The sequence below is a fragment of the Cupriavidus sp. FW216-B1 genome, assembly GCF_058789195.1.
In genome coordinates this window covers 41,113-55,930 of the sequence record NZ_JBYTEL010000019.1, presented here as the reverse complement: position 1 = coordinate 55,930, position 14,818 = coordinate 41,113, and the positions used below count along the sequence as shown (strand labels likewise).

Annotated in this window: 16 protein-coding genes; 7 read left to right on the top strand and 9 right to left on the bottom strand. The window is 71.6% G+C overall.

Annotation, left to right across the window (positions count from 1 at the left end; genetic code table 11):
- Positions 1 to 142: 142 nt before the first annotated feature.
- From AC3WXD_RS27655 to AC3WXD_RS27640, 4 genes are all read left to right on the top strand, one after another.
- Entirely contained in the window at positions 143 to 469 is a 327-nt protein-coding gene (locus AC3WXD_RS27655) for a hypothetical protein (protein WP_020201997.1), read from the top strand.
- Positions 470 to 641: 172 nt separating this feature from the next.
- A complete protein-coding gene (prmC, locus tag AC3WXD_RS27650) occupies positions 642 to 1,541 on the top strand; it encodes a peptide chain release factor N(5)-glutamine methyltransferase (protein ID WP_059415922.1) in 900 nt (299 codons plus the stop codon).
- A gap of 119 nt (positions 1,542 to 1,660) precedes the next feature.
- Complete coding sequence (gene grxD / locus AC3WXD_RS27645) at positions 1,661 to 1,972, top strand: Grx4 family monothiol glutaredoxin (protein WP_020423715.1); 312 nt, start codon at positions 1,661 to 1,663, stop codon at positions 1,970 to 1,972.
- 7 nt (positions 1,973 to 1,979) lie between these two features.
- Positions 1,980 to 2,594: a UbiX family flavin prenyltransferase gene (locus tag AC3WXD_RS27640; protein WP_020202000.1), complete on the top strand. Its 615-nt coding sequence runs from the start codon at positions 1,980 to 1,982 to the stop codon at positions 2,592 to 2,594.
- Between the two features lie 28 nt (positions 2,595 to 2,622).
- Here AC3WXD_RS27640 and AC3WXD_RS27635 read toward each other — a convergent pair whose 3' ends face one another.
- From AC3WXD_RS27635 to AC3WXD_RS27625, 3 genes are all read right to left on the bottom strand, one after another.
- Positions 2,623 to 2,844 carry a hypothetical protein gene (locus AC3WXD_RS27635; RefSeq protein ID WP_156174050.1) on the bottom strand — a complete coding sequence of 74 codons (222 nt, stop codon included), beginning with the start codon at positions 2,842 to 2,844 and terminating at the stop codon, positions 2,623 to 2,625.
- A 245-nt stretch (positions 2,845 to 3,089) separates the two neighbouring features.
- Positions 3,090 to 4,610, bottom strand: coding sequence for an L-piperidine-6-carboxylate dehydrogenase (gene amaB, locus AC3WXD_RS27630; protein WP_020202002.1), 1,521 nt, complete (start codon positions 4,608 to 4,610; stop codon positions 3,090 to 3,092).
- Positions 4,607 to 5,812, bottom strand: coding sequence for a saccharopine dehydrogenase family protein (locus AC3WXD_RS27625; protein ID WP_492325056.1), 1,206 nt, complete (start codon positions 5,810 to 5,812; stop codon positions 4,607 to 4,609). Before AC3WXD_RS27625 ends, amaB begins: the two co-directional genes overlap by 4 nt.
- Before the next feature lie 165 nt (positions 5,813 to 5,977).
- Between AC3WXD_RS27625 and AC3WXD_RS27620 the strand changes: the two genes are divergently transcribed.
- A complete protein-coding gene (locus tag AC3WXD_RS27620; RefSeq protein WP_020202004.1) occupies positions 5,978 to 6,427 on the top strand; it encodes an Lrp/AsnC family transcriptional regulator in 450 nt (149 codons plus the stop codon).
- A gap of 35 nt (positions 6,428 to 6,462) precedes the next feature.
- Positions 6,463 to 7,272, top strand: a complete 810-nt coding sequence (gene dapB, locus AC3WXD_RS27615) for a 4-hydroxy-tetrahydrodipicolinate reductase (RefSeq protein WP_020202005.1) — start codon at positions 6,463 to 6,465, stop codon at positions 7,270 to 7,272.
- Positions 7,273 to 7,316: 44 nt separating this feature from the next.
- On the opposite strand, the gene AC3WXD_RS27610 is transcribed toward dapB, so the two are convergent.
- The 6 genes from AC3WXD_RS27610 to AC3WXD_RS27585 form a co-directional block, all read right to left on the bottom strand.
- A complete protein-coding gene (locus AC3WXD_RS27610; protein ID WP_020202006.1) occupies positions 7,317 to 7,973 on the bottom strand; it encodes a hypothetical protein in 657 nt (218 codons plus the stop codon).
- Positions 7,974 to 8,034: 61 nt separating this feature from the next.
- The gene (locus AC3WXD_RS27605) at positions 8,035 to 8,343 is read right to left on the bottom strand and encodes a hypothetical protein (protein WP_020202007.1); all 309 of its coding nucleotides are present in this window, start codon (positions 8,341 to 8,343) and stop codon (positions 8,035 to 8,037) included.
- Between the two features lie 128 nt (positions 8,344 to 8,471).
- Positions 8,472 to 10,019: a chloride channel protein gene (locus tag AC3WXD_RS27600; protein ID WP_492325055.1), complete on the bottom strand. Its 1,548-nt coding sequence runs from the start codon at positions 10,017 to 10,019 to the stop codon at positions 8,472 to 8,474.
- A gap of 122 nt (positions 10,020 to 10,141) precedes the next feature.
- Positions 10,142 to 11,122: a Bug family tripartite tricarboxylate transporter substrate binding protein gene (locus tag AC3WXD_RS27595; RefSeq protein ID WP_020202009.1), complete on the bottom strand. Its 981-nt coding sequence runs from the start codon at positions 11,120 to 11,122 to the stop codon at positions 10,142 to 10,144.
- A gap of 76 nt (positions 11,123 to 11,198) precedes the next feature.
- Positions 11,199 to 12,704 (bottom strand): acyl-CoA synthetase, encoded by a 1,506-nt coding sequence (locus AC3WXD_RS27590; protein ID WP_020202010.1) that lies wholly within the window; start codon positions 12,702 to 12,704, stop codon positions 11,199 to 11,201.
- A complete protein-coding gene (locus tag AC3WXD_RS27585; protein ID WP_492325054.1) occupies positions 12,704 to 13,609 on the bottom strand; it encodes an SDR family oxidoreductase in 906 nt (301 codons plus the stop codon). The genes AC3WXD_RS27590 and AC3WXD_RS27585 overlap by 1 nt, the downstream gene beginning before the upstream one ends.
- Before the next feature lie 138 nt (positions 13,610 to 13,747).
- Here AC3WXD_RS27585 and AC3WXD_RS27580 point away from each other — a divergent pair, with 138 nt between their 5' ends.
- The gene (locus AC3WXD_RS27580; RefSeq protein WP_020202012.1) at positions 13,748 to 14,674 is read left to right on the top strand and encodes a LysR family transcriptional regulator; all 927 of its coding nucleotides are present in this window, start codon (positions 13,748 to 13,750) and stop codon (positions 14,672 to 14,674) included.
- Positions 14,675 to 14,818: the final 144 nt, after the last annotated feature.

Sequence of the window (14,818 nt, the reverse complement as noted above, 5' to 3'; positions counted from 1 at the left end):
TCTTAACGAAAACCTTTGTATCTGTTGTAAATGCTTGAAACAGCACTGGCGTGACATATGCCGCTGTCTATAATCGATTTCGACCGAGTCGCCACACAGAGGGCGGCGTGTCGACCCTCCTAATGGACAAAAGGACGAAATCATGAAGAAATTGCTCGCGCTGTTGATGATCACCGCTGCCCTGACCGCCTGCGGCAAGAAGGAAGAAGCGCCCGCCACGCCTAGCGCCGACAGCGCCATGCAGAACGCCGCCGATTCCGCCAAGGCCGCCGCCAGCGATGCCGCAGCCGCAGCCAGCAATGCCGCCGACGCCGCCAAGGCCGCCGCCAGCGGTGCCGCAGCCGACGTCTCCGCCGCCGCCGAGCAGGCCAAGACGGACGCCGGCAACGCGATGCAGCGCGCCAAGGATGCCGCCAAGGATGCCGTGAACGCCGGCGCCGACAAGGCCAAGGACGCCGTCAACAAGTAATGCCGCCGCGCGGACAAGCGCGCTACACTGCGAACCCCGCCGAGGCACGCGCCAGGCGGGGTTTTCCTTTTTTCCGGCGCCCTTCCCGGCGCCTTCCCCGTCGTTTTTCCGGCACCCGCCTGTCACCCGCTCGTCATTCGCTTGTTACCCGTCCGCCGCCTGACTTTCACCCATGTCCAGCCCCGCCCCCGCCCAGCCCGCCGTCCTGCCTGAAACCGTCACGGTGCGCCATGCCCTGGCGCTGGCCACGGCGGCCGGCCTGCCGGCGCTGGAGGCGCGCATGCTGCTCACGCACGTCACCGGGCTGACCCGCACGCAACTGATCACGCGCGACGGCGACACACTGGCCGCCACCGAGCGCGACCGCTTCGGCGCCCTGCTCGCGCGCCGGCTCGCCGGCGAGCCGGTGGCCTACCTGCTCGGCGAGCGCGAGTTCTTCGGGCGCCCGTTCCGCGTCACGCCGGACGTGCTGATTCCGCGGCCCGACACCGAGATCGCGGTGGAGACCGCGCTCAGGCTGATCGCGCCGCTGGCCGCGCCGCGCCTGCTCGACATGGGCACCGGCTCGGGCGCGCTCGCCGTCACGCTGGCCTGCGAGCGGCCGGACGCGGAAGTCTGGGCCACCGATGTCTCGGCGGGCGCATTGCGGGTGGCGCAGGACAACGCGCGCGCGCTCGGCGCGGCCAACGTGCGCTTCCTGGCGTCGGACTGGTACGCCGCGCTGCCGGACGGCCTGCGCTTCGACCTGATCGTCAGCAACCCGCCGTACATCCCGGCAGGCGACCCGCACCTCACGCAGGGCGACCTGCGCTTCGAGCCGGTCGACGCGCTGACCGACCACGGCGACGGCCTGTCCGACCTCGCCGCCATCGTCGCCGGCGCCGACGCGCGCCTGCGCGCCGGCGGCTGGCTGCTGATGGAGCACGGCTACGACCAGGGCGAGGCCGCGCGCGGGCTGCTGGCGGCGGCGGGCCTGGCCGACATCTTCACCGCGCGCGACCTCGCCGGCCACGAGCGCTGCAGCGGCGCGCGGCGCTTTGTGGCGCCGCCGGCATCCGGCGGCGGCGCCTGAACGGGAACGGCCGATTCCGGTAAAATCGTTTCCTTCATGGCGTGCACTCCCCGCGCCTGCCGATTTCCCCCGCCTGCGGCCGCCGGCACGACCGGCCCCGCGCAACCGAAAGAGACATCATGAGTGACGTGCAACAAAAGATCGACCAGATCGTCAAGGGCAACCCGGTGGTCCTGTTCATGAAGGGCACCGCCCAGTTCCCGATGTGCGGCTTCTCCGGCCGCGCCATCCAGATCCTGAAGGCCTGCGGCGTGGACGCGCCGACCACGGTCAACGTGCTGGAAGACGAAGGCATCCGCCAGGGCATCAAGGAATACGCGAGCTGGCCGACCATTCCCCAGCTCTACGTCAACGGCGAATTCGTCGGCGGCTCGGACATCATGATGGAGATGTACCAGAACGGCGAACTGCAATCGCTGCTCAAGGCCTGAGCACGCGATGAGCGCAGCCGGTGATGCAGGCCGGGGCGCCGGCAAGCCGCGGCGCCTGATCGTCGCCATCACCGGCGCCACCGGCGCGGTCTACGGCGTGCGCTTGGTGCAGATCCTGCGCGCCGTGCCCGGCGTCGAGACCCACCTGCTGATTTCGCCCGCGGGCGTGATGAACCTCCAGCACGAGCTCGACATGGGCAAGGCCGAGGTCGAAGCGTTCGCGCACGTCGTGCACAACGTGCGCGACATCGGCGCCACCATCGCCAGCGGCTCGTTCGCGTCCCACGCGATGGTGGTGGCGCCGTGCTCGATGCGCACGCTGGCCGCGGTGGCGCACGGCCTGTCCGACAACCTCATCACGCGCGCGGCCGACGTCACGCTCAAGGAGCGCCGCAAGCTGGTGCTGATGGTACGCGAGACGCCGCTGAACCTGGCCCACCTGCGCAACATGACCGCCGTCACCGAGATGGGCGGCATCATCTTCCCGCCCGTGCCGGGCTTCTACCAGAAGCCGCAGAGCGTGGCCCAGCTGGTGGACCACACCGTCGGCCGCGTGCTCGACCTGATCGACGTGCCGCAGACGCTGGCGCCGAGCTGGGGCGGGCTCAACGGCCAGGCCTGAGGCCGCGGCGGGCGCGGCCCCGTCCGCCTCAATGCCAGTAGCGGTAGCGGCGGCCGCCGCCGTAGTAACCGCCGCGATAGCCGTAGTAACCGCCGTAGACCCCCGGCGTCACCACCACCGCGGGCGCGGCATACACCGGCGCCGGCGCCACGGCCACTTCCCCGCCGCCGCCGTAGCCATAGGCCGGATAAGCCGGATAGACCGCGCAGCCCCCGAGCAGGGCGGCGCCGGCCACTGCAATCCCAATCATCCACGTTTTCATTTTCGTTGTCCTTTGCGGGCAGGTTGTTGCCTGCCCATAAGAACGTTATACGGGGCGGGTCGGTAATACAGGGTCAATGTGCTGTAACCGTTGTTACGAATGGAAACGGGATGGCGTTTGTATGGGCCAATCGGGAAGAACGGGAAAAAGGGGAAGACGGAAGCGCCGTGCTTCCGCCATGTCCGCGCCATATCCGCACCATGCACGCGCGATGTCCGCGCCACGCCCGCGCCTCACACCTCGAACCGTATGCCCTGCGCCAGCGGCAGCGCGTCGCCGTAGTTGATGGTGTTGGTGGCGCGCCGCATATAGCCCTTCCACGCGTCCGAGCCGGACTCGCGCCCGCCGCCGGTGGCCTTCTCGCCGCCGAACGCGCCGCCGATCTCGGCGCCGCTGGTGCCGATGTTGACGTTGGCGATGCCGCAGTCGCTGCCCGCGGCGGACAGGAAGCGCTCGGCCTCGCGCAGCGACTCGGTGAAGATGCACGACGACAGGCCGTGCGCCGCGGCGTTGTTCAGCGCGATGGCTTCATCCAGCGTGTCGTAGGGCATCACGTACAGGATCGGCGCGAAGGTCTCGGTCAGCATGGTCTCGTGCTGGCGGTCGGTCAGCACCAGCGCCGGGCGCACGTATTCGGCATTCGGATAGCGCTCCGCCAGCACGCGCTCGCCACCGTGCACCACGTTGCCGTGGCCGCGGCAGCGCAGCAGCGCGCCGGCCATCGCGGCCCCGGCGGCGCCGTCGATCAGCGGGCCGACCAGCGTCGCTTCCGCGAGCGGGTCGCCCACCGGCAGGGTGCTGAACACATGCATCAGCCGCGTGGTCACGGCGTCGAACAGGTCGGCATGGACGAAGGCGCGGCGCAGCGTGGTGCAGCGCTGCCCGGCGGTGCCGGCGGCGGAGAACGTGATGGCGCGGATGGCCAGCTCGATATTGGCCGACGGCGCGACGATCGCCGCGTTGTTGCCGCCCAGCTCCAGGATCGCGCGCTTGAACTGCCCGGCGCAGGCGATGCCGACCTCGCGGCCCATGCGCGTGGAGCCGGTGGCGCTGACCAGCCGCACGTCGGCGTGCGCGACCAGATGCTGCCCGAGCGCCTGCGTGCCGGCCAGCACCGTGGCGATGCCGGCGTGATGGGGCGCGGCGATGTCGAGCACGCCGTCCAGCAGGCCCTGCACGGCGAGCGCGCACAGCGGCGTCTTCTCGGACGGCTTCCACACCACGCCGTTGCCGCACACCAGCGCCAGCGCCGCGTTCCAGGCCCACACCGCGACCGGGAAGTTAAACGCCGAGATCACGCCGCACAGGCCATACGGATGCCAGGTCTCGCGCATGGCGTGCTGCGGCCGCTCCGAGGCAATGGTCAGGCCATGCAACTGGCGCGACAGGCCGACAGCGAAGTCGCAGATGTCGATCATCTCCTGCACCTCGCCCAGCCCTTCCTGCAGGATCTTGCCGGACTCCAGCGAGACCAGTTGACCGAGATGCTTCTTGTGCTCGCGCAGCACCTCGCCGAAGCGGCGCACCACCTCGCCGCGCACCGGCGCCGGCACCAGCGCCCAGCTGGCCTGCGCCGCGCGCGCGCGTTCGATGCGCGCGTCGGCCTCGGCCGGCGTGCAGGCGGGCAGGTGGCCAAATGCCTCGCCGTCGATGGGCGAGCGCACCGGCAGCGCGCCGGCGGGCCCTTCGCCTTCGCGCCACGGCGCGGGCAGACCGATGGCCTGCCAGCAGGCCGCGAATTCCCTGGCTTTCATACCGTTGCCTCCTGGAGCGGGTGACAGGTGTAGTGTCGGCCGAAACGGTTGGCGAGGAAAGCGTCCAGCGGCATCGCCTCCTGCGGCACGAAGCCCTGCCGCGGCAGCACGCCGGTGGCCACGAGGTCGAGCGCGGCGCAGATGCCGGCGGCGGTGGTGAGCTGGATCGCGTTGAGGTGGCCGGCGGCGGTGTCGGCCCCGCCGATGCGCGCCGAGAACGACTCCTGCATCAGGCGCCCGCGCGCGCCGCCGCTGCCGGCGGCATGGCCGGTGGCGCTGGCGAACACGATCACCACGTCCTGCTGCGTGGCGGGAATCGCGCTGTCGAAGATCTCGCGCATCCAGTCGCGCCGCTCGCGCAGGCGCAGGTCGTTGAGCAGCAGCTTCATCACTGCGCAGTGGCCCGGATAGCGGATTGACTTGTAGTCCACGTCGCGCGCGCGCCCGGCCAGCGTCTCGGGCAGCGTGCCCAGCCCGCCGGAAGTGTTGAAGGCCTCGTATGCGATGCCGTCCAGCGCGAAGCTCTCCAGCCCTTCGAGCGCGGGCACCTCGACGCGGCGCCCGTCGACGATGGCCTCGCACGGATTGCAGTATTCGTTGATGAGCCCCTCGGTGCTCCACGTCAGGTTGTACTTGAGCGCGTTGCTCGGAAAGCGCGGCAGCGCGCCCACGCGCATCTTCAGCGCCAGCAGTTCGCCGCCGCCGCGCAGGAAGCGCTGCGCGAGCTCGTTGCCGACCACGCCGATGAAACCCGGCGCCAGCCCGCACTGCGGCATCAGCACCGAGCGCGCGCCCACCGCCAGCGCGCGGATGGCGTGGGTGGCGGCCACGTCTTCGGTCAGGTCGAAGTAATGCACGCCGAGGCTGGCCGCCACCGTGGCCACGCCCACCGCGGCATGGAACGGCAGCGCGTTGAGCACGGCATCGGCGCCGCGCAGCAGCGCCGCGCAGTCCTGCGCCCGGTCCAGCGCGCGGGCGCCGACCGCGATGCCTTCGGGCAGGCCCTGGAGCTGCGCCGGGTCGCGGTCCACCAGCGTGACGCGGTAGTCGCCGCTGTCGTGCAGCATGGCGGCGATGGTGCGGCCGATCTTGCCGGCGCCGAGCACCACCACTCGCAGCGGGAACGGGGAAATGCCCGCGGGGGATGCCGCCGGCGCATTGGCGGCCGGGGCCAGCAGGCTGGGCGGATCGAGCTTGCTCATGAGGTTCTCCTGTCGGTATGGCCTGTGTTCATTCACTTGCTGACTGAAGTATGGTGTCGGGCACAGTCGGAATGAACAGGCAAGATTGACGAAAACACCTCATAATCGAACGATTCGACAAGATGAATCGTCGAATCGTAATCCCCCTCCCTGCGACGCCGCGCCATGACCGAACTCGACCAGACCGACCGCCACCTGCTCGCGCTGCTGCAGGCCAACGCGCGCGAGAACGCCGCCAACCTCGCGCGCAGGCTGGGCATCGCCCGCACCACCGTGGTGGCGCGCATCGCGCGGCTCGAGCGCGACGGCGTGATCGCCGGCTACGGCGTGCGGCTCGGGCAGCAGATGGAAGACAATGCCATCCTGGCGTTCTGCGGCCTGTCGGTCATGCCCAAGGCCGCGCCCGCGGTGGTCAAGGCGCTGCGGCGCTTCCCGGAAATCGAGGAGTTGAATTCCGTGAGCGGGCCGGTGGACTACATGGCGGTGATCCGCTGCGACACGCACGCGCGGCTCGACAAGCTGCTCGACGAGATCGGCGCGCTCGACGGCGTCAACCACACCACCACGTCGATCGTGCTGGCGCGCAAGATCGACCGCCGCCGCGCGGCGGGCTGAACGCATCCGCAGACTCACTTCAGGAGAACAGCACGATGAGCAATCGCATCCGAGTCGCCGTGGGCGGCGTGACCGGCTGGGCCGGCGGCGAACTGGCGCGCGGCGTGGCGCACGCCGACGACATGACGCTGGTGGCCGGCCTGTCGCGCGGCGCGGCCGGCCAGACCCTGGCCGAACTGACCGCGCACAAGGGCACGCCCGGCGTGGCGGTGGCCAGCATCGACGAACTGGCCGCGGGCAGCTTCGACGTCTACGTCGAATATACCAAGCCCGACGTGGCCAAGCGCAACATCCTGCAGGCGCTGGCCCGCGGCGCGCACGTGGTGGTGGGCACCTCGGGGCTGTCCGACCAGGACTACGAAGAGATCGACGCCGCCGCGCGCCAGGCCGGCCGCGGCGTGCTGGCCTGCGGCAACTTCGCCATCACCGTGGTGCTGCTGCAGAAGTTCGCCGAGATGGCCGCGCGCCACCTCGAGCACTGGGAGATCATCGACTACGCCAAGGCCGGCAAGATCGACGTGCCCTCCGGCACCGTGCGCGAACTGGCCTACCGCCTCGGCCAGATCCGCGAGGCCAGGCAGGTGGTGCCGGTCGATCAGGTGAAAGGCCCGAAGGAAGCGCGCGGCGCCACGCTGTCCGGCAGCCAGGTGCACGCAGTGCGCCTGCCCGGCTACCAGCTCGGCGTGGAAGTGATCTTCGGCTCGGACGGCCAGCGCCTGCACCTCAGGCACGAAGCCGGCGACGGCTCCAAGCCCTACGTCTCGGGCGCGCTGCTGGCGATCCGCAAGGTCAGCGGGCTGCGGGGCGTGGTGCGCGGGCTGGACAAGGTGATGGAGGGGCTTTGAGGCTTTGAGGCACAAACCCCGGGGCCGCAGGGCCGCCCGACGGCCTACCAGCCCTTCTTGTCCCCCGCCTTCCCGGCCGGCGCGGCCTTCGCCGCGGAGGCGGCTTCCTGCGGCTTGAGCTGCTGCGCCATCGCCGCGTCCTGGTTCGCCATCAGCAGGCGCGCCTGCGGCAGCAGCAGTTCCACCGTGCCGGTGTTCGGGTCTTCGGGGATGGCGTACAGCTCCACCGTCAGCGGCCGCTTGTTCCAGCCGGCGTGCACGCTCTTGACCGGCTTGCCGGCCTTGTCCTTCATGTCCACCTGCTCGGCGCGGAACGGCTTGCCGTAGCGCGCGGTGAGGCTGTCGACGGCGGCCTGCTCGGAGCGGATGCCGTCGGTGGGCACGATCAGCCCGACCAGCGCGCTGCGGTCGACGAAGGCCACCACGTGCGGGCCGTCCATGAACGCGGGGCGCTTGTCGCGCGGCACGCCGACCTGGCGCATCACGCCGTCGCCGCGCAGTTCCACGCACAGGGCGGTCACGTCGCGGCCATCGGGGGTGCGCTTGTCGGCGCAATCGGGCAGGTCCGGCAGCGGGCCGCCGATTTCCAGGCTGTCCAGCATCGGCGCGAACTTGTCGGCGCCGTCCTTGGCCGCGGCGCCGGCCAGCGGCGAGAGCAGCAGCAGGCTGGCGGCGGCCAGCCCGGCGAGGGGGTATTTCATCCAGACTCCTGAGAAAAGCTGCGGATTGGAGCGCCCCCCGCGCGCGTGGTTCCGCCGGGGGCTATTGCGTCATACGCGACACCGCGTTGGCCAGCACCGCCAGCAGCACCAGCAGCAGGCCCCACAGCAGCAGGCGCGGCACGCGGCTGGGCGGCAGTTGCCGCTGCGGGGAGCGCGCGCCGCGCGGCAGCGGCGCGCGCAGCCGGGTGTGGCCGTGCAGGCCGCGCGTGTGCCAGACCGTGTCCGGCCCGAGATCGCGCACGGCGGTGCTCTCCTTGGCCGGCGGCCTGGGCTGCTGCGTGCGCGATGCGCGTGACGTACCCGATGCGCGCTGGGCGCCGCCGTTGCCGGACGGTCGTTGCGTGGCCATCTGTGCTCCCCGGTTCATGATGCCGGCGCGGATCGTCATGTGCCGCCGGTACACAGCGCCGGTGCGGTGGCCCGGGCGCCGCCAATGGTAAGGCAAAGCAGCGGCGGGCACCACGTCCTGAACGCCGCTTATGTGGCCGGCGCCACTTTCCGCGTGGCGGCCAGCGCTTCGCGGCGGAAGGCATGGGCGACGTGGTGGTAGAACGGGCTCGGGCAGAACTGGCGCGCCACGAAGGAAGACAGCAGCGCCGCGGCCAGCAGGAACACGGTCAGGTCCTGCGAGCGCGTCATCTCCATCACGATCACGCTGGCGGTGATCGGCGCCTGGGTGGCGCCGGCCAGGAAGGCGGCCATCGACACCAGCGCCAGCACGCGCGGCTCGGTAAGCGGAATGGACAGGTAGGCCACCACGTGCTCGAGCGCCGCGCCGATGCCCGCGCCGATGGCCAGGCAGGGCGTGAAGATGCCGCCGGGAATGCCGGCGAAATACGACACCACCGTCGCCGCCAGCTTGGCCACGCCGAACCACAGCGTCGGCGCCGACTCGCCGTTGATGAGGCGGCTGGCCTGGTCGTAGCCGGTGCCGAAGGTGGCGCCGCCGCTGGCCCAGCCGATCGCCGCCGCCACCAGCCCGCACAGCAGGGCGGCCAGCACCGGGTGGTCGAGCGGCCACGCCCGCAGGCGGGCCGGCAGCAGCGCCGGCAGGCCGCCGATCAGCGCCTTGGCGAACAGGCCGCCGAGCACGCCGTTGAACAGCGCGGCCAGCAGCACCGGGCCCCACGCATCGTGCAGCGCGAGGATCGGCGTCTTGACGGCGAAATACGGGTTGTTGCCGAAAATCGCCAGCGACAGGAAACCCGCCGTCAGCACGCCCGACAGCACCAGCCGGTCCCAGCGCACGGTGGTGCCGCGGCCCAGCTCTTCGATGGCGAAGACCACGCCGGCCAGCGGCGTATTGAACGCCGCCGCGAGGCCGCCGGCGGCACCCGCGGCGATCAGCGCGTTGGGATGGAAGCCGATGCGGAAATGCAGCCGCTCCTGGCACCAGCGCCCCCAACTGAGCATGGCCGCCGCGCCGACCTGCACCGACGGCCCTTCGCGGCCGATGGACGCGCCCGCGAGCAGGCCGCCCGTGGTCAGCAGCACCTTCCACATCGATTGGCGGAACGACACCAGCAATGTTTGCGCCGGGCCGGCCGGCGGCAGCCCGAACGAGGCGATCACCTGCGGAATGCCGCTGCCGCGCGCCTGCGGCGCCAGCCGCAGCGTCAGCCAGCGCAGCGCGGCCAGGCCCGGCGGCAACAGCACGAAGGCCAGCCACGGCGTGGCGGCGGTGGCCCGCTGGTTCCAGTTCAGCGCCAGTTCGGCGATCCACGCGAACAGCAGCGAAAACAGCGCCACGCCGCCGGCGCCGCACATGAACACGGCGTAGCGCAGCGTGGTGCGGGAGATGCGCCACATCTGGCGCGACTTGCGCCCGGCGGCCAGGCGCGCGCGGCGGCGCAGCGCGCGCAGGTGGGCATGCTCGGCGGCGGCGCGCGCCTGCGCGCGGGCTTCGGCGCCGGCCTCGCGCCCGATGTCCCGCGGCGCGTCCGGGCCGGCGCCGGCCTCCGGCTCGGGACCCGAGGGCGATGGCGGTTCTGGTTCGGGACGGGAGTCGGTCTCGGCGTCTTTCATGGAGCGGCAGGGGCGGAGAAATGCGGCGGGCGGCCCGGTGGGCCGGACACGCCACGGCGTCACGGCACTATACGCCGATCGCCGCGCCGGGTCCGCCGCCGGCGCCCCTGCCGCCGGCGCGCTCAGTCCAGCGCGATGTGGTTGGCCTGGATCACCGAACCCCAGCGCGCGCGGTCCGCGTCCACGTAGCGCTGCACCTCGGCGCTGTCGCGCGGGCGCTGGATCACCAGCCCGAGCGCGGCGAAGGTCTGGCGGAACGGCGCGTCGCCGGTGGCCCTGGCGGCGGCGGCCTGCAGGCGCGCGACGGCCTCGGGCGGGGTCTGCGCCGGCACCGCCAGGCCGAACCACGTGGCGGCCTGGAAACTGGGATGGCCGCTCTCGGCCACGGTAGGCACGTCGGGCAGCACTTCCAGGCGCTCCTTGCTTGTGACCGCCAGCGCCTTGAGCTTGCCGGCCTTGATGTGCGGCAGCGAGGTGCTGACCACGTCGATCATCAGTTGCACGTCGTTGGCCAGCAGCGCCGCCAGCGCGGGCGCGCTGCCGTTGTAGGGCACGTGGGTGAGGTCGATGCCGAGCTCGGTCTTGAGCATCTCGGTGGCCAGTTGCAGCGGGTTGCCGAGGCCGACCGAGGCGTAGTTCAGCTTGCCCGCGTTGGCCTTGGCGTAGCCGGCGAACTCGCGCACGTTGGCGGCCGGCACCTGAGTGTTGGTCACCACCACCAGCGGGATCTCGGCGGCGACCGAGATCACCTTGAAGTCGCGCCGGGCGTCGTAGCCGACCTTCTTGTAGAGCATCGGGTTGAGCACCATGCTGGCGTTGCTGGCCAGCAGCACGGTGTAGCCGTCGGCGGGCGCGCGCGCCACGCTGGTGGCGGCGATCATGGTGTTGGCGCCGGGGCGGTTCTCCACCACCACCGGCTGCCTGAGCTCGCGGCCCATGCCGTCGGCCAGCGCGCGCGCCAGCTGGTCGGCCGAGCCGCCGGGCGTGTACGGCACCACCAGCTTGACCGGCCGGTCGGGAAAGGCGCCCGCCGCGGCGAGTTGCGCGCAGGCCAGCGCGCCCGCGCCGAGCACGGCGCGCCATGTGGAAATCCAGCGTTGCATTTGGTTGTCTCCTTCTTTTTTATGATCTGCCTTGCGGTTTGCCGGCTTGCGCCGCCGGCAGGCGTGCCGCCGCCGCTCACACGCGGCGCGCGCGGCCCTCCCAATATTTGTCGCGCAGGCGGCGCTTGGCCAGCTTGCCGGTGTCGTCGCGCGGCAGTTGCGCCTCCACCACGATGGTGCGCGGCACCTTGAAGCCGGACAGGCGCTGGCGCAGCCATTCGATGATGGCGCCCTCTTCCAGCCCGGCGCCGGGCACCGGCTGCACCATCGCCAGCAGGCGCTCGCCGTATTCGTCGTCGGGCACGCCGAACACCACGCAGTCGGCCACGCCGGGATAGCGCACCAGTTCGTGCTCGATCTCCGCCGGGTAGATGTTCACGCCGCCGGAGATCACCATGTCGGAGGCGCGGTCGCAGATGAACAGGTAGCCGTCCGCGTCCAGGTAGCCCATGTCGCCGAGGCTGACCAGGCCGCCGCGGTCGATGGCCTGGCGCGCCGCTTCGTTGTTGCGGTAGGTGAAGTCGGGGTAGGCCGGCTGGCGCACGTAGACCAGGCCGATCTCGCCGGGCGCGCAGGGCGAGCCGCGCTCGTCGAGGATGCGCACCTCGCCGTCGTCGACCGCGCGGCCGGCGGTGCCGGGCTTCGCGGCGGCGTCGGCGGGCGTGGCCACGGTGATCATGCCGGCTTCGCTGGAGGCGTAGGTTTCGTGGATGACCGGGCCGAACCAGTCGAGCATGGCGCGCTTGACCTCGGGCGCGCACGGCGCGCCGGTGGAGGCGACGAAGCGCAGCGAGGACAGGTCGTAGCGCGCACGCACCTCGGGCGGCACCTTGAGCATGCGCACGTACATGATGGGCACCAGGTACAGCACGTCGATGCGGTGCCGCTCCACCAGCGCCAGCACCTGCTCCGGATCGAAGCGCGCGCACAGCACCAGGCGCTCGCCCATCTGCAGCGCGTTCTGGATGAACACGCCGGGCGCGCTGTGGTACAGCGGCGCGGCCATCAGCGCGCGGCAGCCCGGCACGATGCCCATCGTCTGCGCCACCACCGAACGCATGCGCTCGAGCTGCGCGTCGAGTCGTTCCAGCGGGATCGGCGCGCGCAGCACGCCCTTGGGCCGGCCGGTGGTGCCGGAGGTGTAGGCCATGTGGCCGCGCGGCGCCACGCGCGGGCCGTCGTAGGGCGGCTGCGCGGCAAGCCAGTGGTCGTAGTCGATGGCATCCGCCGGCACCGGCGCGCCGGCCTCGGCCAGCGCCAGCACCGGCACGCCGGCGGGCACCACGGCGCGCACGCCGTCGAGCAGGCCGGCATGGACGATCAGCGCGCGCGCGCCGCTGTCGGCCAGCAGGAAGCGGACTTCCTCGGCGGTGAAGTGCCAGTTGATCGGGCAGTAGTAGGCGCCGGCGATGCGGCAGGCGTGCACGATGTCGGCAAAGGCGGGGTCGTTGCGCAGCAGCACGCCAACCACGTCGCCCTCGCCCACGCCCAGCGCGCGCAGGCCGCCGGCCAGGCGCGCGCCGCGCGCGAGCAGCGCGTCGCCACCGCGGTGGAGGTCCTCGAACCAGAGATCGGCGGCCATCAGTCGGCTCCGGCGGCGGCGGGCGCGCCGACCGTGCGGGCGGCGCGGTCGGCGGCGTTCTTCGCGGCGATGCGTTCGCGCGCGGCCTGCCACTCGGCGTCGCCCCAGTCCAGGTACTGCGTGAAATACGCGCCGTTGGCGAAATGGTCGCCGCCGTCCAGCGCGATGGTCTGCCCGTTGATCCAGGTGTTGTCCGGCGCCAGCAGGAAGGCGGCCAGGTTGCCGATGTCCTGCGGCTGGCCGAGGCGGCCGGTGGGATTCTGCGCGGCAAGCTGGTCCTGCTGCGAATCCCGCGGGCGCAGCCGCGAGCCGGCGCCTTCGGTCGGGATCACGCCCGGCGCGATGGCGTTGCAGCGGATGCCGTGGCGGCCCCACTCCACCGCCAGCGACTTGGTCATGGCGTCCACGCCGGCCTTGGACATGGCCGACGGCACCACGAACGGCGAGCCGGTCCAGACCCACGTCACCACGATCGACAGCACCGCGCCCGGGTGGCCGTCGCGGATCCAGCGCTTGCCGACCGCCTGGGTGGTGTAGAAGGTGCCGCGGAAGACGATGTCGGAGATCGCGTGGAAGCCGTTGGGCGAGAGGTCCTCGGTGCGGCTGATGAAGTTGCCGGCGGCGTTGTTGACGAGGCAGTCGAGCGGGCCGTGGGCGCGCCAGATGGTCTCGATCATGGCGTCCACGGCAGCGGCGTCGCGGATGTCCACCGCGTGCGTCGCCACCTTGGCGCCGTGGCGGCCGCGCAGCATTGCCGCGGCCTCGTCGAGCACCGGCAGGCGGCGCCCGCACAGGTGCAGATCGGCGCCCAGCCCGGCCAGGCGGTCGGCCATCGCCAGGCCCAGCCCGGTGCCGCCGCCCGTGACCAGCACGCGCCGGCCGGCGAAAAGATCGTCCTTGAACATCGTTGTCTCCTGTCTGGCCCCGCGCATGCCAGTCCGGCGGGGGAGCACTCACTGTAGTCCTGGCACGCGGCATCGACAATTCCCGACGGCTGACTCACAATGTTGCGCCACAAGTGACAATCCCCCAGGGAATCCCGGATGGACCTCAACCTGATCCAGGCCTTCGTCGACATCGTCGAGGCCGGCAACTTGTCCGAGGCGGGCCGCCGGCGCGACGTCACGCGCTCGCAGGTCAGCCGCCAGCTGCGCGAGCTGGAGCAGCAGGCCGGCGCCCAGCTGCTGCGCCGGACCACGCGCCGGCTGGAGCTGACCGAGCCGGGCCGCTCGCTCTACCAGCACGGCCTGCGCATCCTGCAGGAGGTGGCGCTGGCCCAGGCCGAGATCGACAGCCTGGGCAAGACGCTACGCGGGCACGTGCGCCTGAGCGTGCCTTCCGGGCTCGGCGACACCTTCATCGCGCCGCTGCTGCTGGAGTTCGCCGGCGAGCATCCCGGCATCACGCTGCGCGTGTTCTTCGCCAACCGCGTGGTGGACCTGATCGCCGCCGAGATCGACGTGGCGCTCAGGGTCACGTCGCGGGCGCAGCAGGATTACGTCGCGCGCGACATCTGCGCGATCGAGTGGCAACTGTTCGCCTCGCCCGCCTACCTGGCGCGCACCGGGCCGCTGCACGCGCCGGCCGACCTGGCGCGCTGCCAGTTCCTGTGCCCGCCCTACCCGGCGCGGCGCTTCGTGCTCACGCTGGACCGCGGCGAGCAGCGCGAGCAGGTGGCGCTGGCGCCCTACCTGCAGTCCGAGCATTTCCCGTTCCTGATGCGCGCGGTGCGCGAAGGCCACGGCGTGGGCCTGCTGCCGGCCTATGCCGGCTGGGACGACGTGCGCGCCGGCCGCATGGTGCGCGTGCTGCCCGAATGGCACGCCGAAGGCCTGGGCGACCGGCTGTACATCATCACCACGCCCAACCTGCATCCGTCGATGGCCACGCGCGCGCTGATCGATTTCCTGCGCGAACGCATCCCGGCGCTGGACGTGTTCGCCGGCCAGGGCGGCGGGCCCGCCGCGTGACGCCGCGCGCCGCGCCAAGCGAAGGCCACACAAAGACCATGTGAACAATTCGCTGCGCGCTCTTGAATCCGCGCGCAGCCAGCCTCAGCTACGGGATTCGCGCGCGGCGCGGCAAGACGGCGCCGCCGCGCGCCCGCCGGACCC